The 21690-nt window shown below is 71.0% G+C and carries 20 protein-coding genes and 1 riboswitch; of the genes, 10 read left to right on the top strand and 10 right to left on the bottom strand.

All coding sequences use genetic code 11. The features are described 5' to 3' along the window. The first annotated feature begins 162 nt into the window (after positions 1 to 162). Genes OG927_RS18400 through OG927_RS18390 form a run of 3 tightly spaced genes read left to right on the top strand, consistent with a single transcriptional unit; the run spans position 163 to position 3493 of the window. A complete protein-coding gene (locus OG927_RS18400) occupies positions 163 to 1134 on the top strand; it encodes a carbohydrate ABC transporter permease (RefSeq protein WP_330320477.1) in 972 nt (323 codons plus the stop codon). After that, positions 1131 to 2036, top strand: coding sequence for a carbohydrate ABC transporter permease (locus OG927_RS18395; RefSeq protein ID WP_330320476.1), 906 nt, complete (start codon positions 1131 to 1133; stop codon positions 2034 to 2036). The genes OG927_RS18400 and OG927_RS18395 overlap by 4 nt, the downstream gene beginning before the upstream one ends. Positions 2037 to 2089: 53 nt before the next feature. Continuing rightward, positions 2090 to 3493, top strand: a complete 1404-nt coding sequence (locus tag OG927_RS18390; protein ID WP_319103699.1) for a GH1 family beta-glucosidase — start codon at positions 2090 to 2092, stop codon at positions 3491 to 3493. A 129-nt stretch (positions 3494 to 3622) separates the two neighbouring features. On the opposite strand, the gene OG927_RS18385 is transcribed toward OG927_RS18390, so the two are convergent. The 5 genes from OG927_RS18385 to thrC form a co-directional block, all read right to left on the bottom strand. Next, on the bottom strand, positions 3623 to 4132 hold the full coding sequence (locus OG927_RS18385; RefSeq protein WP_056797233.1) for a DinB family protein: 510 nt from the start codon (positions 4130 to 4132) through the stop codon (positions 3623 to 3625). Positions 4133 to 4472: 340 nt separating this feature from the next. Next, on the bottom strand, positions 4473 to 6095 hold the full coding sequence (gene groL, locus OG927_RS18380) for a chaperonin GroEL (RefSeq protein ID WP_033297197.1): 1623 nt from the start codon (positions 6093 to 6095) through the stop codon (positions 4473 to 4475). A 309-nt stretch (positions 6096 to 6404) separates the two neighbouring features. Further along, the gene (locus tag OG927_RS18375; protein WP_003967346.1) at positions 6405 to 6611 is read right to left on the bottom strand and encodes a cold-shock protein; all 207 of its coding nucleotides are present in this window, start codon (positions 6609 to 6611) and stop codon (positions 6405 to 6407) included. Positions 6612 to 7123: 512 nt separating this feature from the next. Further along, positions 7124 to 7399: a MoaD/ThiS family protein gene (locus OG927_RS18370; protein WP_056797238.1), complete on the bottom strand. Its 276-nt coding sequence runs from the start codon at positions 7397 to 7399 to the stop codon at positions 7124 to 7126. 28 nt (positions 7400 to 7427) lie between these two features. After that, the gene (gene thrC / locus OG927_RS18365) at positions 7428 to 8726 is read right to left on the bottom strand and encodes a threonine synthase (RefSeq protein ID WP_056797243.1); all 1299 of its coding nucleotides are present in this window, start codon (positions 8724 to 8726) and stop codon (positions 7428 to 7430) included. Between the two features lie 18 nt (positions 8727 to 8744). Further along, positions 8745 to 8872: riboswitch (SAM riboswitch) on the bottom strand. 153 nt (positions 8873 to 9025) lie between these two features. Here thrC and OG927_RS18360 point away from each other — a divergent pair. Next, positions 9026 to 9976, top strand: a complete 951-nt coding sequence (locus tag OG927_RS18360; RefSeq protein WP_056797247.1) for a glucosyl-3-phosphoglycerate synthase — start codon at positions 9026 to 9028, stop codon at positions 9974 to 9976. 54 nt (positions 9977 to 10030) lie between these two features. Continuing rightward, a complete protein-coding gene (locus tag OG927_RS18355) occupies positions 10031 to 11407 on the top strand; it encodes an alpha,alpha-trehalose-phosphate synthase (UDP-forming) (protein ID WP_209469988.1) in 1377 nt (458 codons plus the stop codon). A 43-nt stretch (positions 11408 to 11450) separates the two neighbouring features. Here the strand turns inward: OG927_RS18355 and otsB are convergent, their stop codons facing one another. From otsB to OG927_RS18340, 3 genes are all read right to left on the bottom strand, one after another. Continuing rightward, complete coding sequence (gene otsB, locus OG927_RS18350; protein ID WP_330320475.1) at positions 11451 to 12299, bottom strand: trehalose-phosphatase; 849 nt, start codon at positions 12297 to 12299, stop codon at positions 11451 to 11453. An 88-nt stretch (positions 12300 to 12387) separates the two neighbouring features. Next, a complete protein-coding gene (locus OG927_RS18345) occupies positions 12388 to 12630 on the bottom strand; it encodes a DUF3263 domain-containing protein (RefSeq protein WP_056797823.1) in 243 nt (80 codons plus the stop codon). 10 nt (positions 12631 to 12640) lie between these two features. Beyond that, positions 12641 to 13858, bottom strand: a complete 1218-nt coding sequence (locus OG927_RS18340; RefSeq protein WP_330321328.1) for an extracellular solute-binding protein — start codon at positions 13856 to 13858, stop codon at positions 12641 to 12643. A gap of 245 nt (positions 13859 to 14103) precedes the next feature. Between OG927_RS18340 and OG927_RS18335 the strand changes: the two genes are divergently transcribed. The 3 genes from OG927_RS18335 (at position 14104) to OG927_RS18325 (ending at position 17285) form a co-directional block, all read left to right on the top strand. After that, positions 14104 to 15036: an ROK family protein gene (locus OG927_RS18335; RefSeq protein ID WP_079099416.1), complete on the top strand. Its 933-nt coding sequence runs from the start codon at positions 14104 to 14106 to the stop codon at positions 15034 to 15036. Continuing rightward, entirely contained in the window at positions 15036 to 16190 is a 1155-nt protein-coding gene (nagA, locus tag OG927_RS18330; RefSeq protein WP_056797259.1) for an N-acetylglucosamine-6-phosphate deacetylase, read from the top strand. The genes OG927_RS18335 and nagA overlap by 1 nt, the downstream gene beginning before the upstream one ends. 147 nt (positions 16191 to 16337) lie before the next feature. Next, positions 16338 to 17285 carry a 1-phosphofructokinase family hexose kinase gene (locus tag OG927_RS18325; RefSeq protein ID WP_124281693.1) on the top strand — a complete coding sequence of 316 codons (948 nt, stop codon included), beginning with the start codon at positions 16338 to 16340 and terminating at the stop codon, positions 17283 to 17285. Between the two features lie 88 nt (positions 17286 to 17373). On the opposite strand, the gene OG927_RS18320 is transcribed toward OG927_RS18325, so the two are convergent. Both OG927_RS18320 and cdgB read right to left on the bottom strand, forming a co-directional pair. Continuing rightward, the gene (locus tag OG927_RS18320) at positions 17374 to 18363 is read right to left on the bottom strand and encodes a carbohydrate-binding protein (protein ID WP_330320474.1); all 990 of its coding nucleotides are present in this window, start codon (positions 18361 to 18363) and stop codon (positions 17374 to 17376) included. Positions 18364 to 18496: 133 nt separating this feature from the next. Continuing rightward, entirely contained in the window at positions 18497 to 20149 is a 1653-nt protein-coding gene (gene cdgB, locus OG927_RS18315) for a diguanylate cyclase CdgB (RefSeq protein ID WP_056797266.1), read from the bottom strand. Between the two features lie 363 nt (positions 20150 to 20512). Here cdgB and OG927_RS18310 point away from each other — a divergent pair, with 363 nt between their 5' ends. After that, positions 20513 to 21019: a flavin reductase family protein gene (locus OG927_RS18310; RefSeq protein ID WP_056797269.1), complete on the top strand. Its 507-nt coding sequence runs from the start codon at positions 20513 to 20515 to the stop codon at positions 21017 to 21019. Positions 21020 to 21060: 41 nt separating this feature from the next. After that, positions 21061 to 21642 (top strand): sugar O-acetyltransferase, encoded by a 582-nt coding sequence (locus OG927_RS18305; protein WP_056797272.1) that lies wholly within the window; start codon positions 21061 to 21063, stop codon positions 21640 to 21642. Positions 21643 to 21690: the final 48 nt, after the last annotated feature.

Raw genomic sequence — 21690 nt, 5'->3', positions numbered from 1 at the left:
CGAGTCAGCCGCTCGCCGGCCACGCGTCGATCAGCACCGACGCCGGGCCCGCCGCCCCACCGGGGCCGGTCCGCCGCACTGCCGCGGCGGGCCGGCCCCCGGCCCCGTCACGCCTCCCGGCCGCCCCACTCCCCCGTCCGCAACTCCCCGAAGGGCCGCACCGTGACCCTCACCGCCACCGCGAAGGCCGCGCCCCGGGCGCCCGGAACCGGCTCCGACGACGGTCGGGCCGCCTCCCTCCGGCGCACGTGGCAGAAGCTGTCGCCGTACGCCTACATCGTGCCCTTCCTCACCCTCTTCGCCGCCTTCGGCCTCTTCCCGCTGCTCTACACGGCGTTCGTCTCGCTCTACCGGGTCGAGCTCCAGACGAGCGGCGACATGGAGTGGCGCGGCATCGCCAACTACACGGCGCTGTTCACCGACGAGTACTTCTGGACCTCGCTGCGCAACACGTTCACCATCGGCGTGCTGTCCACCGTGCCGCAGCTCGCGATGGCGCTGGGCCTGGCGCACCTGCTCAACTACAAACTGCGCGGCCGCACCTTCATCCGGACGGCGATCCTGCTCCCGTACGCCACCTCGGTGGCCGCCGCGACGCTGGTGTTCGCCCAGCTCTTCGGCCGCGATTTCGGTCTGATCAACTACGCGCTGGGGCTGGTCGGGCTCAGTCCCGTGGACTGGCAGACCGGCACGGTCGCGTCGCAGATCGCCGTCTCCACCATCGTCGTCTGGCGCTGGACCGGCTACAACGCGCTGATCTACCTCGCGGGCATGCAGTCCATCCCGGGCGAGCTCTACGAGGCCGCCGAGATGGACGGGGCGTCCCGCTGGCGCCAGTTCATCCACGTCACGCTGCCCGGCCTGCGGCCCACCATCGTCTTCACGGTGATCGTGTCGACGATCGGCGCCACCCAGCTCTTCGGGGAGCCCCTGCTCTTCGAGGGGTCCATCTCCGGCGGCATCTCGCACCAGTACCAGACCCTCGGCCTGTACATGTACGAGCAGGGCTGGGGCTTCTTCCACCTGGGCCGGGCGGCCGCCATCGCCTGGGTGATGTTCGTCCTGATCGTGGTGCTCGTCGGGGCCAACGCCCTCGTCGCGCGCCGCCGTGCCCGTAAGGAGGCCGGCCGATGACCACGCTCGCCGCACAGCCGACCGCGCCAGAGATCGTACCGCCCACGACCCCGCGCGGCCGGCGCGGTAAGCCGCGGGGAGCACGGGGCATGCACGGCGGCTGGCTCTCCTACCTGATCCTCGGCTTCGCCCTGCTGATCTCGGCGTTCCCCTTCTACTGGACGATCGTCGCGGCCAGCCGCTCCAACGCCGACCTCGCGAAGGTGCCGCCCAGCCTGCTGCCCGGCCCGAACCTCATCAAGAACTTCGGCGCGGTGCTGGAGGAGGCCGCGATCGGCAAGGCGCTGCTGAACTCGTTCATCGTGTCCGGCTCCATCACCGTCGGCACCGTGCTGTGCTGCACCCTGGCCGGATTCGCCTTCGCCAAACTGCGCTTCAAGGGCCGCGGCGCCCTGCTCACCCTGACCATCGGCACGATGATGATCCCGCCGCAGCTCGGGGTCATCCCGCTGTTCATGCTCATCGCGGAGCTCCAGTGGGTGAACCAGCTGCAGGCCGTGATCCTGCCCGGCCTGGTGTCGGCCTTCGGGGTGTTCTTCATGCGCCAGTACCTGGTGCAGTCACTGCCCGACGAACTGATCGAGGCGGCCCGCGTCGACGGCGCGTCCACCGCACGCATCTTCTGGTCCATCGTCGTCCCCGTCGCCCGGCCCGGTATGGCGGTGCTCGGCATGCTCACCTTCATGACCGCGTGGAACGACTTCTTCTGGCCGATCATCGCGCTGTCCTCGCAGGAGCCGACCGTGCAGGTCGCCCTGCGGCAGCTCGGCGGCGGATACGTCCACGACCAGTCCGTGATCATGGCCGGCACGCTGCTCGGCACGCTCCCCGTCCTGCTGGTCTTCGGCCTCCTCGGCCGGCAGATCGTCGGCGGCATCATGCAGGGAGCCGTCAAGGGCTGAGCCTCCCCCACCACCCCCACACGCACCGACTCACCTCCTGGAGTGCCTGTCTCATGACCGCTGTCGACGCCCGCCCCGACACCGTGGCGGGGCTGCGGTTCCCCACCGGATTCCGCTGGGGGACGGCCACCGCCGCCTATCAGATCGAGGGAGCGGCCACCGAGGGCGGCCGCACCGAGTCCATCTGGGACACTTTCAGCAGGATCCCCGGCAAGGTCCGCAACGGCGACACCGGTGACATCGCCGCCGATCACCTGCACCGGATGCCGCAGGACGTGGCGCTGATGAAGGACCTCGGCGTCACCGACTACCGCTTCTCGGTGTCCTGGCCGCGGGTCCAGCCGACCGGCCGGGGCCCCGCCGTCGAGCACGGTCTCGACTTCTACCGGCGGCTCGTCGACGAACTGCTGGCCGCCGGCATCCGGCCCGTCGCGACGCTCTACCACTGGGACCTGCCGCAGGAGCTGGAGGACGCGGGCGGCTGGCCCGAGCGTGACACGGCACAGCGGTTCGCCGATTACGCCGGACTCGTGGCCCGGGCCCTCGGCGACCGGGTGGCCACCTGGACGACGCTCAACGAGCCCTGGTGCGCGGCCTTCCTCGGGTACGGCAACGGGGTCCACGCCCCCGGCCGTACGAGCGACGTCGCCGCCCTGCGCGCGGCCCACCACCTCAACCTGGCGCACGGCAGCGCGACCGGTGTCCTGCGGAGCCTGCTGCCGGCCTCCGCCGAGGTGTCGCTGACGCTGAACCTGCACGCCCTGCGCCCGCTGGCCGACACCCCGGCGGACCACGACGCGGTCCGCCGGATCGACGCCGTCGCCAACCGCCTCTTCCTGGACCCCGTCTTCCACGGGCGGCTGCCGCAGGACCTGGTGCAGGACACGGCCGCGGTGACCGACTGGTCCTTCGTCCGGGACGGTGACCTGGAGGTCGTCTCCGCGCCGCTCGACTCCCTCGGCATCAACTACTACTCCCCCAGCGTCGTCTCCGCCGGCGCGTCGGAGTCCCCGTCCCCGTGGGCGGGCGCCGAGAAGCACGTGGCGTTCACCCCGGCGGACGGGCCCCGGACCGCGATGGACTGGCCGGTGGACGCGGACGGGCTGTACGAACTCCTCACCCGGCTCCGCGACGACCTCCCCGGCCTGCCGCTCATGGTCACCGAGAACGGCGCCGCGTACGACGACTACGCCGACCCCTCCGGCCAGGTCCACGACCCGGAACGGGTCGCGTACCTGGACGCGCACCTGTCCGCCGTGCACCGCGCGATCGGGGACGGCGTGGACGTGCGCGGGTACTTCCTGTGGTCGCTCCTGGACAACTTCGAGTGGGCGTACGGCTACGGCAAGCGGTTCGGCATCGTCCACGTGGACTTCGCGTCCCAGCGCCGCACCCCGAAGGACAGCGCCCGCTGGTACGCCGACGTCATCGCGCGGGGCGGCATCGACCGCCCCTGACCCACGTGGTGCGCCGCCGCCGGATCCGGCGGCGGCGCACCACGGCGGCAGCGATCCGTCACCCCTTGAAGTGGACGCCGCTGATGCCGAACCGGTCCTTCACCGGCCACGCGCCGAAGTCGTCGGACCTCAGGCCCCCACCGTCCCGTCGACGCCCTCGCGCAGGAAGTCCGCGTGTCCGTTGTGGCGGCCGTACTCCAGGAGCACGTGCACCATCACCATCCGCAGCGACACCTCCGCCTCCCAGCGCGGCTGGAGACCCAGCACGTCGAGGGACTCGGCCTCCCGCTCGACGCGGCGCGAGTTCTCCACCTCGGCCTCCCAGGCTCCGAACGCCTCCTCCCTGGTCGAGGCGCTCGCGTCGTAGGCGGCCTGGAAGTCGATCCGGTCGGACCAGACCATCGGCGCCGCGTTGTCCTCGAACACACGGCGGAACCAGGCCCGTTCCACCTCGGCCATGTGACGCACCAGTCCGAGCAGTGTCAGCGTGGACGGGGGCATCGACCGCTGCCGCAGCTCCTCGTCGTCCAGCCCCTCGCACTTCATGGCCAGGGTCGCGCGGTGGTAGTCGAGGAAGGCCCGCAGGGTCTCGCGCTCGCCGCCTGCACCGGGCGGCCCGGTACGGGAGTCGGTGGTCACCGGTGTGCTCCTTCTGGACGGGTGCAAGGGGCCACCAGTATCCGGCAGGTGCGAGTGGGGGCACCCCTCTCGCACCTGCCCGTGGAGCTTCGCCGTGTCCGCGGCGTCCGGTACGCGGCGACGGGCCGACCGTGTATCCGCGCGGCCCGTTCCCCCGGGTGACAGCGGGCACGACACGGCCGCCACGGCGCGCCGGGAGGCCCCGTGGCCGCCGTTGAACGGCGCGACGGAAACGGCGGCCACGGGGGACGGCGCACTGCGGGTACGACGCCGGCCCCCGGGACGAATCCCGGGGGCCGGCGTCGTACAGGTACTGCGTGGAGCTACTGGTCCCGAGGGATCAGAAGTCCATGTCCCCGCCCGGCATGCCGCCCGGAGCGGCCGCGGAGGCCTTCTCCGGCTTGTCGGCGATGACGGCCTCGGTCGTGAGGAAGAGCGCGGCGATGGACGCGGCGTTCTGCAGAGCGGAGCGCGTGACCTTCGCCGGGTCGATGATGCCCTCGGCGATCATGTCGACGTACTCGCCGGTCGCGGCGTTCAGGCCGTGACCGATCGGCAGGTTGCGCACCTTCTCGACGATGACGCCACCCTCGAGACCGCCGTTGACGGCGATCTGCTTGAGCGGAGCCTCCAGCGCGAGCTTCACGGCGTTGGCGCCCGTGGCCTCGTCACCGGTCAGGTCGAGCTTCTCGAAGACGGCCGAGGCCTGGAGCAGAGCCACGCCACCACCGGCGACGATGCCCTCCTCGACGGCGGCCTTGGCGTTGCGCACCGCGTCCTCGATGCGGTGCTTGCGCTCCTTCAGCTCCACCTCGGTGGCGGCGCCGGCCTTGATGACGGCCACGCCGCCGGCCAGCTTCGCGAGGCGCTCCTGGAGCTTCTCGCGGTCGTAGTCCGAGTCGGAGTTCTCGATCTCGGCACGGATCTGCTTGACGCGGCCCTGAACCTGGTCGCTGTCGCCGCCACCGTCGACGATGGTCGTCTCGTCCTTGGTGATGACGACCTTGCGGGCGGTGCCGAGCAGGTCGACGCCGGCGTTCTCCAGCTTGAGACCGACCTCCTCGGAGATGACGGTGCCACCGGTGAGGATGGCGATGTCGCCGAGCATGGCCTTGCGGCGGTCACCGAAGCCCGGAGCCTTGACGGCCACGGACTTGAAGGTGCCACGGATCTTGTTGACGACCAGCGTCGACAGAGCCTCGCCCTCGACGTCCTCCGCGATGATCAGCAGGGGCTTGCCCGACTGCATGACCTTCTCGAGCAGCGGAAGGAGGTCCTTCACGTTGCTGATCTTGGAGTTGACGATCAGGATGTACGGGTCGTCGAACGACGTCTCCATACGCTCCATGTCGGTGGCGAAGTACGCCGAGATGTAGCCCTTGTCGAAGCGCATACCCTCGGTGAGCTCGAGCTCCAGACCGAAGGTCTGGGACTCCTCGACGGTGATGACGCCTTCCTTGCCGACCTTGTCCATCGCCTCGGCGATCTTGGCGCCGATCTCGGTGTCGGCGGCGGAGATGGAGGCCGTCGAAGCGATCTGCTCCTTGGTCTCCACGTCCTTCGCCTGCTCCAGCAGAGCGGCGGAGACGGCCTCGACGGCCTTCTCGATGCCACGCTTGAGAGCCATCGGGTTGGCACCCGCGGCGACGTTGCGCAGGCCCTCGCGGACGAGCGCCTGAGCAAGAACGGTTGCGGTGGTCGTACCGTCGCCGGCGACGTCGTCCGTCTTCTTGGCGACCTCCTTGACCAGTTCCGCACCGATCTTCTCGTACGGGTCCTCGAGCTCGATCTCCTTGGCGATGGAAACACCATCGTTGGTGATCGTGGGCGCGCCCCACTTCTTCTCGAGGACGACGTTACGGCCCTTGGGGCCGAGGGTGACCTTGACGGCGTCGGCGAGCTGGTTCATCCCGCGCTCGAGACCGCGCCGTGCCTCCTCGTCGAACGCGATGATCTTGGCCATGTGAAGTGGTCCTCCCGGACAGGGGTGGATTTCTCCGGACCGAGAGGCGCCCGCGACGGACGGCCAGCGTGCTCTGTGGTTCCTTGCCCCACAGAGCCTGCGGGCCTCACCGGCCCGGTCCAAGTTCTGTCACTCTCACCTGGAGAGTGCTAACGCCAATAATTAGCACTCGACCCCTGCGAGTGCAAGCGTCCCCCTCCGTCGGTGGACAACCGGGAGGGGCGCACACACGCACGAAGGGCCCGTCCCCCTCTTCGGAGGTACGGGCCCTGCGTGTGTGAGTGGTGTCGTCGGCCGACCGCGCCGAGCTCAGCCGACGGCGAGCTTGACCATGTCCGCCTGCGGCCCCTTCTGGCCCTGCGAGATCTCGAATTCAACTCGCTGACCCTCTTCGAGGGTGCGGTATCCGTCCATCTGGATCGCGCTGTAGTGGACGAAGACATCCGCACCACCGTCGACCGCGATGAAGCCGTACCCCTTCTCCGCGTTGAACCACTTGACGGTGCCCTGAGCCATAGCCTTACTCCCCTATTACTGGCCCTTGCGCAGGTCCGCACTTCGCGGGCCCGGGTCAGAAGTCACCCTCCGACAGGAGAGGGTGGCGTGCGCCGGAACGCGTCGACCGCGGCCGAATGTATCCGCCCAACTGCCCTCTGCAACAGGTCAATCGGACGAGAATTCTGGGCATGGCCGAATGCCCGGATAGGGGGAACCGTGGATGTTCCGGGGCAAGTCGGGCCTGACAAAGGCCACTTATGCCTCAAGGGGTTCACGCACTTTGGCTGCTTCTTATCGCGACCGGGCGCATTCTCATATGCGGGCGGCGCGGGCAGCTGAGGGGGCTTCCCCAACTGTACCCCGCTCAATCCTGCAGAATTGCCCCCTCCGCTTCTCTCGCGGAGGGGGCAATGATGTTCACGCAATGGAGCCGATGGAGTCGACGGAGCCGGCGGGACCCCGGGCCCCTGCCTCGCACACGACGGCCGGACCCACGTCCGTCAGCGGCCCGGCGCGGGCCCGCCCGGCGGTCAGCCTCCGGCGACGGCCGGAATGATCGAGATGCCGGCGCCGTCCGGGGTGGCGGCCTCCAGGCCGCCCTCGAAGCGCACGTCGTCGTCGTTGACGTACACGTTCACGAAGCGGCGCAGCTTGCCCTGGTCGTCCAGGACGCGGGCCGCGATGCCCGGGTGGTCCTTCTCCAGCGACTCGATGACCTCCGAGAGGATCGCGCCCTCCGCCGGGACCTCGGCCTGACCGCCCGTGTAGGTGCGGAGAATGGTGGGGATACGGACCTTGACGCTCATGTGGGTGCCTTCCTTCGGTCTCGGGTGGTCAGTTGGCGGCGGCGAGGCCCGCGGCGCGGAACGCCTCCAGGCTGGGCCGGATCGTCGCCGCCACGCCGGTCGTCGGGGCGACGGCGTCCAGCGTCTTCAGCCCGTCACCGGTGTTCAGGACGACGGTGGTCAGCGTCGGGTCGAGCAGACCGGCCTCGATCAGCTTCTGCGTCACGCCGACCGTCACACCGCCCGCGGTCTCCGCGAAGATGCCCTCGGTGCGGGCCAGCAGCTTGATCGCGTCGACGACCTGCTCGTCGTTCACGTCCTCCACGGCACCGCCGGTGCGCCGGGCGATGTCCAGGACGTACGGGCCGTCGGCCGGGTTCCCGATGGCGAGGGACTTGGCGATCGTGTTCGGCTTCTGCGGCCGGACGACGTCGTGGCCGGCCTTGAAGGCGGCGGAGACCGGGGAGCAGCCCTCGGCCTGCGCGCCGAAGATCTTGTACGGCCTGTCCTCGACCAGGCCGAGCTTGATCAGCTCCTGGAGGCCCTTGTCGATCTTCGTGAGCTGCGATCCGGACGCGATCGGGATGACGAGCTGGTCGGGCAGCCGCCAGCCGAGCTGCTCGCAGATCTCGTACGCCAGGGTCTTGGAACCCTCGCCGTAGTACGGCCGCAGGTTGACGTTGACGAAGCCCCAGCCCTCGCCGAGCGGGTCTCCGATGAGCTCGGAGCAGAAGCGGTTGACGTCGTCGTAATTGCCCTCGATGCCGACCAGCTCACCGCCGTACACCGCGGCCATGACGACCTTGCCCTGCTCCAGGTCGTGCGGGATGAACACGCAGGAGCGGAAGCCGGCGCGGGCCGCGGCGGCACCCACCGCACCGGCGAGGTTGCCGGTGGAGGAGCAGGAGAGGGTGGTGAATCCGAAGGCGCGGGCGGCCTCGACGGCGATCGCGACGACGCGGTCCTTGAAGGAGTGCGTCGGGTTGCCGGAGTCGTCCTTGACGTACAGGCCGCCGGTGACGCCCAGCTCACGGGCGAGGTTGTCGGCCTTGACCAGCTTCGTGAAGCCGGGGTTGATGTTGGGCTTGTCCGCGACGTCCGAGGGGACCGGCAGCAGCGGCGCGTAGCGCCAGATGTTGTCCGGGCCTTCGGCGATGCGCTTCTTCAGCTCTTCGGGCGAGCCGCTCGGCAGGTCGTACGCCACCTCGAGCGGCCCGAAACAGGACGCACAGGCGAAAATGGGGCCGAGCTCGAAACGTTCGCTGCATTCGCGGCAGGAAAGCGCTACGGCGGGACCGAGGTCCACGGCGGAGGAATTGTTGTTTGTTGCAACTGTCTGCACGGCCATGATGGCGGAGGCCCTTTCTCCTCATCTTCCTCGCGACGTATTTCGCCACAAGACGGAATTGGCACCTTCCCCACCGTGACCTCGCGGTCGGCAGGAGGGTTGCCGGGACTTCAACGGGCCGTTCCCTCAGTCCCTCTGGATGAGCGCTGTGGCACCGGATCATGGATCCGGGCATTTATTCGCGGACCGACCCCGACATGCGAGGGCCATCCGCGTTGTTCAAGACTGTAACCGAAGCCCCGGGCGATGGAGATAGTCGTCCGCACCGCGAGATGGATCACATACAGGGAGTATCGACCGTGCTGGAAGAGGTGGAACGCTGGCTGAGCAGGCGTTCCTGGTCAGCCGCCGACCGCCCGCTCGACCGGCTCACGGCCGCCCGGGCGAGGGATCCGCACCGTGCGAGCGTGAGTGTCGTGCTGCCCGCGCTGAACGAGGAGGCGACGGTCGGCGCGATCGTCGCGGAGATCAGGCGCGAGCTCATGGAGAAGGTCCGGCTCGTCGACGAGCTGGTCGTGATCGACTCCGGTTCCACCGACGCCACCGCCGAGGTGGCCCGGCGGGCGGGCGCCCGCGTCGTGCACCGGGACGCAATCCTCCCCTCGCTGCCCGCCGTCCCGGGCAAGGGCGAGGTGCTGTGGCGGTCACTGCTGGTGACCGGCGGGGAGATCGTCTGCTTCATCGACGCGGACCTCAGGGACTTCTCCGCCGACTTCGTCTCCGGGATCGTCGGCCCGCTGCTGACCGACCCCGAGGTGGACTTCGTCAAGGCCATGTACGACCGGCCGCTGGGAGACACCGCGGGCCAGGGCGGCCGGGTCACCGAGCTGGTGGCGCGTCCGCTGCTCAACCTGCACTGGCCGCAGCTGGCCGGCTTCGTCCAGCCGCTCGGCGGCGAGTACGCGGTACGCCGCTCCCTGCTGGAACGGCTGCCCTTCCCGGTCGGTTACGGAGTGGAGCTGGGTCTGCTCGTCGACGCCCTGCACACGGTGGGCCTGGACGCACTGGCCCAGGTCGACGTCGGCGTACGCAAGCACCGCCACCAGGACGGGCAGGCGCTCGGCCGGATGGCCGCGGCGATCTACCGCACCGCGCAACTGCGGCTGTCCCGTGGGCATCTGGTGCGGCCCTCCCTCACCCAGTTCGAGCGGGGCGCGAACGGCTTCGTACCGCGCACCCACGCGGTGGACACGGAGGAACGGCCGCCGATGCGGGAGGTCGCGGAGTACGCGTCCCGCCGCGCGGCGTAGCAAGACGGCCGGCGTCACGTTTGGCGGGTCCCCGGACGGGCTAGGTTCGGTTACATGGTCTCCGAGCACGCTGCCCAGGTCCTCGTCGCTTCCAACCGCGGCCCGGTGTCGTACGCGCTGCGTGAGGACGGCTCGCTCGACTCGAAACGCGGCGGGGGCGGGCTCGTGTCCGGCCTCAGCGCCGTCGAGGACAAGCTGTGGGTGTGCGCGGCCCTGGGCGACGGCGACCGCGAGGCGGTCCGGCGCGGCGTCTCCGAGCCCGGCGTCCGGATGCTCGACATCGACGCCGGGGTCCACGCCGACGCGTACAACGGCATCGCGAACTCGGTGCTGTGGTTCGTGCACCACATGATCTACCAGACGCCGGTGGAGCCCGTCTTCGACGCGGAGTTCCGCCGGCAGTGGGCCTCCTTCGAGGCCTACAACCGGGCCTTCGCCGAGGCGCTCGCCGAGGAGGCCGGCGTCGGCGCGGCGGTCCTGGTGCAGGACTACCACCTCTCACTCGTCCCGGGCATCCTCCGCGAGCTCCGCCCCGACCTGCGGATCGGGCACTTCTCGCACACCCCGTGGGCGCCCGTCGACTACTTCCGGCTGCTGCCCGACGACATCGGCGAGCAGCTGCTGCGCGGCATCCTGGGCGCCGACCGGGCGGCCTTCCTGACCCGGCGCTGGGCGGACGCGTTCATCGGCTGCTGTACGGAGATCCTCGGCGGCACCGGCCGCACCCGGGTCGGGGTGCACGGGCTGGGCGCCGACGCGGACTTCCTGCGCCGCCGCTCGCGCGAGGCGGACGTGGACGAGCGGATGGAGACGCTGCGGGGGCAGGTGGGCGCCGGGCGGAAGACGATCGTGCGGGTGGACCGCACGGAGCTCTCCAAGAACATCGTGCGCGGCATGCACGCCTACCGGGCGCTGCTGGAGGAGCGCCCGGAGTGGCGCGAGCGGGTGGTGCACGTGGCGTTCGCCTATCCCTCCCGGCAGGACCTCGCGGTGTACCGCGACTACACGGCGGAGGTCCAACGGGTCGCCGACGGGATCAACGAGCAGTACGGCACGCCGGACTGGACCCCGGTCCTGCTCCACGTCGACGACGACTTCGCGCGCTCGCTTGCGGCGTACCGGCTGGCGGACGTGGCGCTGGTCAATCCGATCCGTGACGGCATGAACCTCGTCGCCAAGGAGGTCCCGGTCGTCTCCGACGACGGCTGCGCGCTGGTCCTCTCGCGGGAGGCCGGGGCGTACGAGGAGCTGGGCGAGGACGCGCTCGTCGTCAATCCCTACGACGTGTCGGCCACGGCGGCGGCCCTGCACGAGGCGCTGACCATGGACGTCGACGAGCGGGGCGCCCGTACGAAGCGCCTCGCCGCTGCGGCGACCGCGCTGCCGCCGCAGCGGTGGTTCCTGGACCAGCTGGACGCGCTACGGGCCTGAGGTGTCCCGTCCGGACCGGGCGGGGCCCGGTCCGGACGTGGTCCTAGGACGTGCCCAGCTGCTGGGCGAGGGCCTCCAGCAGGCCCACCACCTCTGCCGGTCCCGACACCAAAAGGTCGGCCCGCTCGGCGAGTTCGGGCACCTCGGTGCCGCTGCAGACCAGCAGACCGGCGGTGCCCGCGGTGCGGAGCTCCTCCACCGCGGCGTACGCGGCGAGGTCGCCGAGGTCGTCGCCCGCGTACAGGACGGCTTCGGCGCCGGTCGCGCGTACGTACTCCGTGAGCGCCACCCCCTTGTCCACACCGGGCGGGCGCAGTTCCAGGACGAGGCGGCCCGGTTCCACGATCAGGCCGTGCCGGGCGGCGAGGTCCCCGAGCGGGCCGCGCAGGGCGTCGAAGGCGGCCTGCGGTGCGGAGGCACGGCGGGTGTGCACGGCGACCGCCCTCCCCTTCTCCTCGATCCAGGTGCCGCTGCCCGCCCCGGACTGCTCCAGCACCGCGGGGAGCTCCGCCAGGGCGGCCTCGACGCCGGGGTGCGGGTCGGGGGCTTCGACGGTGCCGGTGACGGCGTCCCAGCGTTCGGCGCCGTAGTGCCCGAGGACGACGAGGTGATCCAGGCCCGGCACCCCTGCGAAGCCGCCGTAGCGGACCGCGAGGGCGGCCGGGCGGCCGGTGATCACGGCGACGGAGGCGACCCGGGGCGCGAGCGCGGAGAGTGCCGGGACGGCGCCCGGGTGGGCGCGGGACTGTTCCGGGTCGGGAACGATGTCGGCGAGCGTGCCGTCGAAGTCGAGCGCGACGACGGCCCGGCCGGGCCGGGCGAGGAGTGCGGCGAGGCCTTCGCGGCCCGCCTGGGTGGACGGGGTCGGCAGGGGGTGGTCCGGATTGCCCATGCCCCGAGCGTATCGGGAGGCACCTGCTGGGGTCCCGGACCCCGGGGCCCGGGTCGCACCCCGGGCGGGCGTGGGACGCCGGGGCGCCTCAGCGGCGGCCCCGCCTCGCGTCCCTGACCCGGCGCAGGCGGTTCACCGTCACCGGGTCCTCGGCCAGCGCGCGGCGGTCGTCGAGGAGGGCGTTGAGGAGCTGGTAGTAGCGGACCGGCGAGATGCCCAGCTGTTCGCGTATCGCCCGCTCCTTCGCGCCGGGGCCGGACCAGGAGCGCCGTTCCACGGCCAGGACCGCGCGTTCCTGGTCGGAGAGCGGGGCGGCGGGGTCGGCGGTCATACCGACCAACCTACTCCGCGCTCTCCGCCTGCCGCGCCAGCCCCGAGATCTCCGCGAGCACGCTCTCCGGGTTGCCGTTCGGCTCGACGGCGCCGCCGATCTTCTCCTTGATCGACTCGCTGGCCCGGGCCCAGGAGGTCTTGCCGAACGGGTACAGCGTGGAGTTCGGCAGCGCCGCCAGGAAGTCGTGCAGCGCCTCGTGCTTCCCGTCCGACTCCATCGCCAGGGAGGCGCTGCCGGTCACGGGGAGCAGGTCGTACTGGTCGGCGAAGGCCATCACGTTCTCGTCCGTGTACGCGAAGTCGAGGAACTTGCCGATCTCCTCGCGGTGGCCGTTCTGCTTGAAGCCCATCATCCAGTCGGCCACGCCCATCGAGCCCTTGGTCGGCCCGTCGCGCCCGGGCAGGGGCACCATGCCGACGTCGATGCCCTTCTTCTCGGCTTCCTGCATCAGCGTCGGGTGGCCGTTGAGCATGCCCACCTCGCCCTTGGCGAACGCGTCGAACGCCTTCTCCCGGTCGAGCTTGCCGGGGGCGACGGGCCCGGTGAGGCCCTTGCCGACGAGGTTGTTCTTCAGCCAGCGGAAGGTCTGGACGTTGGCCACGGAGTCGATGTCGTAGTTGCCGATGTCGTCCGTGTAGCCGCCGCCCCCGCTGAGCATCCACATCAGGGTCTCGGCCTGGGACTCCTCGGGTCCGAGCGGCAGGGCGAAGGGGTACGTCACCTCGCGTGCCTTGAGCGCGGCGGCGTCGCTCTGGATGTCGGCCCAGGTCTGCGGGGCGTCGATCCCCGCGTCGGAGAACAGTCCCTTGTTGTAGAAGAGGAGCCGGGTGCTGGCCACGAACGGCAGCCCGTAGAGGCTGCCGTCCACCTTGCCCGCGTCGCTGAGCGAGGGCAGGAAGTTGGACTCGGTGCGGATCGCGAGCGTCTCGTCGGCGGTGTAGAGCTTGCCTGCCTTGGCATAATCGGCGTAGGCCCCGATCTGCGCGATGTCGGGGGCCTCGCCGGCCTTCACCATGGCCGCGACGTCACGGTCGACGTCCTTCCAGGAGTGGACGGCGACGTCGACCTTGATGCCGGGGTTGGCCTTCTCGAACTTCCCGGCGAGGTCGCTCCAGTACTTCTCGGAGCTGCTGGCCGCGTCGGTCCCGTAGTCGGCCGCGACCAGCTTCAGGGTGACGTCCCCCGAACCGCTGTCGGTGCCACAGCCCGACAGCATCGCCGTCATACCGAGTGCGGCTATCGCCGCGGTCAGACCCACCAAGCGCCGCTGCACAGCCCAGCCATCCCTACATCGTTTCCTACCGGTCACCAGTCCTTCGGTGACCGGCGATCCTGCCTCACGACCGGAGCGGAGGTCTACACCACCGCCGTATCGATTCGGCAATCTAGCAGGGTCGTTTTGTATGCATGCTCAACAAACCTCGATAGTGGACTAGACCTTTTAGGGGTCGGCGGGCGAAACTGTCTTCCGTGAGACACGTCATCGCCCTCGATGTGGGCGGCACAGGAATGAAGGCCGCGCTGGTCGGGGCCGACGGCGCCCTGCTCCACGAGGCACGCCGGGCCACCGGCAGGGAGCGCGGTCCCGACGCCGTCGTGGAGACCATCCTCGGCTTCGCCGCGGAGCTCCAGGCGTACGGCAGGGGCCGGTTCGGCGAGGGCGCCGTCGCCGCCGGGGTCGCCGTGCCCGGGATCATCGACGCCGAGCGCGGGATCGCGGTCTACGCCGCCAACCTGGGCTGGCGCGACGTGCCGCTGCGCACGCTCATCGGCGAGCGGCTCGGCGGCATACCCGTCGCCCTCGGCCACGACGTCAGGGCCGGCGGCCTCGCCGAGGGGCGGATCGGCGCCGGCAAGGGAGCCGACCGCTTCCTGTTCGTGCCGCTGGGCACCGGGATCGCCGGCGCCATCGGCATCGCGGGCGGCATCGAGGCCGGAGCCCACGGCTACGCGGGCGAGATCGGACATGTCGTGGTCCGGCCGGACGGCCCGGACTGCGGATGCGGTCAGCGCGGCTGCCTGGAGACCCTCGCCTCCGCGTCCGCGGTGTCCCGGGCCTGGGCCGCCGCGTCCGGGGACCCGGGCGCCGACGCCGCGGACTGCGCGAAGGCCGTGGAGTCGGGCGACCCCGCGGCCCTGCGCGTCTGGGCGGACGCCGTCGACGCGCTCGCCGCCGGGCTGGTCACCGCGCTCACCCTGCTGGACCCCCGCACGCTCATCATCGGTGGCGGTCTGGCCGAGGCGGGGGAAACCTTGTTCACACCACTGCGTGCGGCCGTCGAGGAGCGGGTCACGTTCCAGAAGCTGCCCCACATCGTCCCGGCGGCCCTCGGGGACACCGCCGGATGCCTGGGCGCAGGGCTGCTCGCCTGGGATCTTCTCTCCACGGAGGTATCCGCCTGATGGCCGGACGCGCAGACAGCACGGTTCTCGCAGGTGCCCGGGTGGTGCTTCCCACCGGGACCGTCGAGAACGGCCGGGTGATCGTCGAAGGCACCCGGATCGCCGGCAGCACGCCGGAGGGCGCCCGGACCGTCGACCTCTCGGGCCACTGGGTGGTCCCCGGTTTCGTGGACATGCACAACCACGGCGGCGGTGGCGCCTCCTTCGCCACCGGCACGGCCGAGGACGTCCTCACCGGCGCCCGGGTGCACCGCGAGCACGGCACCACGACCGTCGTCGCCTCCACCGTCACCGGTGACATGGACTTCCTGGCCCGGCAGGCGGGGATGCTCTCCGAGCTGGTGGAGCAGGGCGAGATCGCGGGCGTCCACTTCGAGGGGCCCTTCATCGCCCCGTGCCGCAAGGGCGCCCACAGCGAGGGACTGCTCCGCCACCCCGACCCAGCCGAGGTCCGCAAGCTGCTCGACGCGGCACGCGGCACGGCGAAGATGGTCACCCTGGCCACCGAACTGCCGGGCGGCATCGAGTCCGTGCGGCTGCTCGCCGAGCACGGGGTCATCGCGGCCATCGGGCACACGGACGCCACGTACGAGCAGACCGTGGAGGCCATCGGGGCGGGCGCCACCGTCGCCACGCACCTCTTCAACGCGATGCCCCCGCTCGGCCACCGCGCGCCCGGCCCGATCGCGGCTCTCCTCGAGGACGAGCGGATCACCGTCGAGCTGATCAACGACGGCACGCATCTGCACCCCGCAGCCCTGCAGATGGCCTACCACCACGCGGGCGCCGGCCGCGTCGCACTGATCACCGACGCCATGGACGCGGCCGGCGTCGGTGACGGCCGCTACCAGCTCGGCCCGCTCGCCGTCGAGGTCAAGGAGGGCGTCGCCCGCCTGGTCGAGGGCGGCTCGATCGCGGGCTCCACCCTCACCCTGGACACCGCGTTCCGCAGGGCGGTGACGGTCGACCGCATCCCCGTCGACGACGTCGTGCGGTCCATCTCCGCCAACCCGGCCCGGCTGCTCGGCCTGTACGACAGGGTCGGCTCGCTGGACCCCGGGAAGGACGCCGACCTGGTGGTCCTGGACGCGGACTTCGCGGTCAGGGGCGTCATGCGCCGGGGCGAGTGGATCGTCGAGCCACCCCTCGGATGAGCGTGGCGACCGCCCGGTGAACACGTAACGAAGAGACGGCGGTTGTCCCGGAGGTCTGGGACGGCCGCCACCCCTTTGGCATGATCACCCGGGCAGCGCCACGGGAGACGGCGCACAGGACCGACACGGAACCGGAGGCCGGTGCGGGTGATACTGACCGTCACGCTGAACACGGCACTCGACCTGACGTACACCGTCCCCGCCCTCGTCCCGCACACCAGCCACCGGATCAGCGAGATGTCCGAACGCCCCGGAGGCAAGGGCGTCAACGTTGCCCGGGTGCTTTCCGCGCTGGGTCACGACACCGTGGTCACCGGCTTCGCCGGGGGCGCCACCGGAGCCGCCCTGCGCGACCTGCTGAGGGCGCTCCCCCGCCGGCCCGGCGACGCACCGCTCACGGACGCGCTCGTCACCGTGGCCGGGAACACCCGCCGCACCACGGCCGTCGTCGACCGCACCACCGGCGACACCACCCAGCTCAACGAGCCCGGACCGCACATCAACACCGACGAGTGGGCCGCCTTCCTGCGGACGTACGCCGATCTGCTCCCCGGAGCCGACGCGGTCGCCCTCTGCGGGAGCCTGCCGCCCGGCATCCACGTCGGCGCGTACGCGGAGCTGATCCGCCTCGCCCGCACAGCGGGCGTACCGGCACTCCTGGACACCAGCGGCGAACCGCTGCGCCGCGGCATCGCCGCCCGCCCCGACCTCGTCAAGCCGAACGCCGACGAGCTCGCCCAGCTCACCGGCGCCCGCGAACCCCTGCGCGCGACCCGTGACGCCCGCCGCCGGGGCGCCCACAACGTCGTGGCCTCCCTGGGCGCGGACGGGCTGCTCGCCGTCACCCCGGACGGCACCTGGCGGGCCGCACCGCCGTCCACCGTGCGCGGCAACCCGACGGGCGCGGGCGACTCCGCCGTCGCCGGACTGCTGTCCGGGCTCGCGGAGGAGCTGGACTGGCCGGACCGGCTGGCCCGCGCGGTCGCCCTCTCGACGGCGACCGTGCTGGCCCCGGCGGCCGGTGAGTTCGACCGCTCGGCCTACGCGGACCTGCTGCCCCGGGTCACCGTCGCCCGGCAGGCCTCCGCCGCCTGAGCGGTCACCGGCCCTCCAGGGCCGGGGGAAAACACCACGTCCCGGCTCGCACGGGGCGAGGACCGGGACGGTGGTGGCGTGCTCGTGGTCAGTTCGACTTCACGTGACCGGACTTCAGCGACAGCTGGTCGAGGTTCGCGTCGCACTGGTCGCCCTCGCGGCACGACAGCATGAGCGTGTTCGACCCCTTGTCCAGCTGCACGTACGCGTACGTCGTCGTCCAGCCCTTCTCCAGGTCGCCCTCCGCGGCGTGCGCGAAGTTTGTCATGTTGATGGAGCGGGGCTCCTCGTCGTTGACCGTGAGGGACGTCTTGGCGTCCTTGCCGGGCACGCCGTACGTCACATAGAGCGTGTACGGGCCGCTCTGGGGCACGTCGACCGTCCACGCGGCGGACCGGCCGACCTCGTTGAGGTTGATGTACTGGCCGTTCGCGCTCTTCGCGCCCTTCACCGAGTTGTCCAGACCGGCCGAACCGCCGAGCGTCAGCGTCGCCGCGTCCTGCTTGGGCAGGTCGACGGCGGGCTTCTCGGACGCCTCGGTGGACTTCTCCGGCTCCGGCGACTCCTCGACCTCGCCCGCCGGGCCCGCCGAGGAGGAGGCCTCGCCCCTCTTCTCGTCCGAGTCGTCGCCCGTCATCAGCGCGGCACCGATACCGATGAGCACCACCGCGACCACGGCGACCGCCGCGATCAGCAGCGCCTTGGTGTTGGGGCCGCCCCGGCCGGAACCCGCACCCCGGCCGCCGCCGTGCGACGGCATGGGGCCGGTGGGCGCGCCACCGGGATGGGTCTCCGGCGCCGCGTACTGCCCGTTCGGCCGGCCGTACTGCCCGCCCTGCTGCGGCGGGGGCTGCTGGCCGTAGGCCTGCTGCTGCGGAACCTGCCCGTACTGGCGTTCGCCGACGGTCCGCACCTGGTTGTACGACGTTCTGGGCACGCCGGGCTGCGCGACGGGGCCGGGGTAGCCGTAGCCGCCCTGGCCGGGCGGCTGGGCGCCTGCCGCCCGCCCGTCCTCGTACAGGTAGCCGAACGGATCGTCGTCCTCGGGCTTGCTCGCGCCGTTGTTTCCGGCCGTCATCCCTGGGTCACTCCTCACCATGTCGCCAGCCGTCGCCGACCGGCCGAGCCTACCCCGAACGGAGCAGGCGTCGAATTGCCCTCGGCCCACCCGGAAACCGGGCGGGGTACGGGGACAGCCGGTGCGTGAAACGTCAGCCGGCTCGGCGGTGAACCTTCGACCGGGACCGCTTCTCCACGTACATCCGCTGGTCGGCGGAGCGCAGGACCTCTTCCACGGTCATGCCGCACTCGGCCCAGCCGATACCGAAACTCGCCCCGACCCTGACGGCCCGGCCGTCCACCCGGATGGGCGGAATAATGGCATTACGCAAGCGTACGGCCAGATCTGCGGCATCTGCCGCCCCCAGACCGTCCGCGAGGACGACGAATTCGTCACCCCCGAGCCGCGCGACCGTGTCCCCGTCGCGCACACAGGTGGTGAGCCGTCTGGCGACCTCGATGAGAACCACGTCACCGGTGTGATGTCCGAAACGGTCGTTGATGGACTTGAAGCCGTCAAGGTCGCAGAACAGCACCGCCAGCCCCTTCGCCCCGTCGTCGCGCTCCGTGTCGGGCGCCGCGACGTGCACGTGGTGGTCGTACGGGCCCAGCCCCGGGACCTCCGCCTCGTAGCCGTCCGCGCGATAGCCGTGCGCGGCCGACGCCTCGACGTCCCCGTACGCCGCGTCCAGTGCCTCGATCGCGGTGGTGGCGACGGAGTGGGGCCTCTCACACAGCCGGGCGCTGAGGCGGGAGCGCAGCTCGGCGCTGTTGGGCAGGCCGGTGAGCGCGTCGTGCGAGGCACGGTGCGCGAGATTGAGCTCGTTGCGCTTGCGCTCCTCGATGTCCTCGACATGGGTGAGCAGGAAGCGCGGGCCGTCGGCCGTGTCCGCGACGACGGAATTGCGCAGCGAGACCCAGAGGTACGTGCTGTCCCTGCGCCCCAGCCGGAGCTCCGCCCGGCCGCCCTCCGCGGAGGTGCGGAGCAGGGTCCCGATGTCCTCGGGGTGCACGAGATCGGCGAAGGAGTAGCGGCGCAGCACGGAGGCGGGGCGGCCCAGGAGGCGGCAGAGCGCGTCATTGGTCCGCAGCAGCCTGCCGTGCTGGTCACCGCCCATCTCGGCGATGGCCATGCCGCTGGGTGCGTACTCGAAGGCCTGGCGGAAGGATTCCTCACTGGCCCGCAGCGCCTGCTGCTCCCTTTCGAGCCTGACCAGGGCGCGCTGCATGTTTGCTCGAAGCCGTGCGTTACTGATCGCAATGGCGGCCTGGGAGGCGTACATCTGCAGAGCTTCCCGGCCCCAGGCTCCGGGCCGGCGGCCGTTGCGCGGCCGGTCGACGGAGAGGACGCCCAGGAGGTCCATACCTCCGCCGGAGGCGTACATGGGGGCGTAGAGGCGGTCCAGGGGGTGCCACTCGTCCTCGAAGCGCGGCTCGGGACCCTCGGTGTGCCACTGCGGTACGTCGTCGTCGAGGAGGACCCAGCCCTCGGTGTGCGGTATGAACCGGAGCCCGTCCCAGGCCTCGCCCATGGACAGCCTGCGCTCCCAGGAGTCACGGGAGCCGACACGGCCGGTGATCAGGGCTTCCGCCGCGGAGTTCCCCGCGAAGGCGGCGACGACGAGGTCGCCGTCGGGGCGGACCACGTTCACGCAGCCCAGTTCGTAGCCGAGGCCGGTGACGATGCCGTCGGCCACGGTCTGCAGCGTGTCCGCCAGACTGCGCGCCGTGTTGAGGTCAGCGACTGCCTGGTGCAACTGCCGCATCGTCGCAAGGCGGACGTACGGCTCCGACTCGGCCTCCATTGCTCGCACTCCCTGAGACCTCGACAGCAACTCCAGGTTTCATATCGACGTACTTATTGCAGTGTCACGCTCACTGAATCACAGTGAGCTGTGCACCCGGTACACAGGGTCAACAAATATTGCACTCTGTGACTCAAGTCACAACAGTTGGTAAAGAGGCCACAGTTGCCCCTGCGGACCGGCATTCTTCTCTGTTCGCAAATCCTCCCGCACGCCGTCGCCGGGCCCCTGGTCCGCGAGTCCTAGGACCGGGCTGGTCCCTCGGCCCGATGCGGGCACGCGACGTCCGGCGCTAGCGTGCCCGTTGTGCTGCGAAAGACTCCCCCCGCCCCACGCCCCGAAGCCGTCCCCCATGCTGAGGGGGTGAGCAACGACGAATTCCGCGCCGCCCTGGCCCGCCTGGCCGCGGGCGTGGTGCTGATCACCGCCCAGGAGCCGCCGCTCGACGAGCACGGGCGGGGCGAGGACGTCGGAATGACGGCGACCGCCTTCGTCTCCGTCTCCCTGGACCCGCCGCTGGTCATGGTCAGCCTGCGCAACGACTCACGGATGGACGACCTGCTGGCCGAGCAGCCGCTGTGGGCGGTGTCCGTACTGGCGGAGAGCCAGCGGCACGTCGCGAGCCGCTTCGCCATGAAGAACCGGATCAGCGACCGGCTGCTGTTCGAGGACGTCCCCTACATACGCGGAGAGGTGACGGGCGCACCGCTCGTCGGCGGCGCGCTCGCCACCCTGGAGTGCCGTACCGAGCAGCGGGTCCTGGCCGGCGACCACACACTGGTGATCGGCCGGGTGCTGACCGCGTCGCTGCCCAGCGCGGACGGCGAACCACTGGCGTACTTCAAGGGCCGTTACCGCCGGCTCGGCTGAGGAACGTACGACCGCACGGCCCGGGGGTTACGCTCGCAGGCATGGTGACGGACCACTTCGCCGACGACCCGCGCACGAACCTGGAGCGGATGCTCGCGGGTGACCTCTACATCGCCGACGACCCCGAGATCGCCCGGCGGCAGCAGCACGCGATGCGGCTGGCCGCCCGGTACCACGCCGCGTACGTCGAGGACGCCGCGACGGCCCGGCCGCTCCTCGCCGAGCTCCTCGCCTCCGTCGGTGAGGGCGTGGAGGTGCGGCCGCCGCTCGCCGTCGACTACGGGAGCAACATCACCATCGGGGCCCGCACCTTCGTCAACTACAACCTGACCGCGCTGGACGTCGCGACGATCACCATCGGCGAGGACTGCCAGATCGGTCCGAACGTCCAGCTGCTCACGCCCACCCACCCCCTGGAACCGCAGCCCCGGCGGGACAAGCTGGAAGCCGCACGCCCCATCACCATCGGCGACAACGTCTGGCTCGGCGGCGGGGTCATCGTGTGCCCCGGAGTGACGATCGGCGACAACACGGTCATCGGCGCCGGCGCGGTGGTCACCAAGGACATCCCCGCGGACGTCGTCGCCGTCGGCAACCCCGCCCGGCCCGTGCGCGCGCTCTGAGGCCGCTCGCACAGCCGGCTGTCGGCTGTCGGCTGTCGTCTGTCGGCT

The organism is Streptomyces clavifer (assembly GCF_036345975.1).
Lineage (GTDB): Bacteria > Actinomycetota > Actinomycetes > Streptomycetales > Streptomycetaceae > Streptomyces > Streptomyces clavifer.
This window is presented reverse-complemented; position numbering and strand designations above follow the sequence as displayed.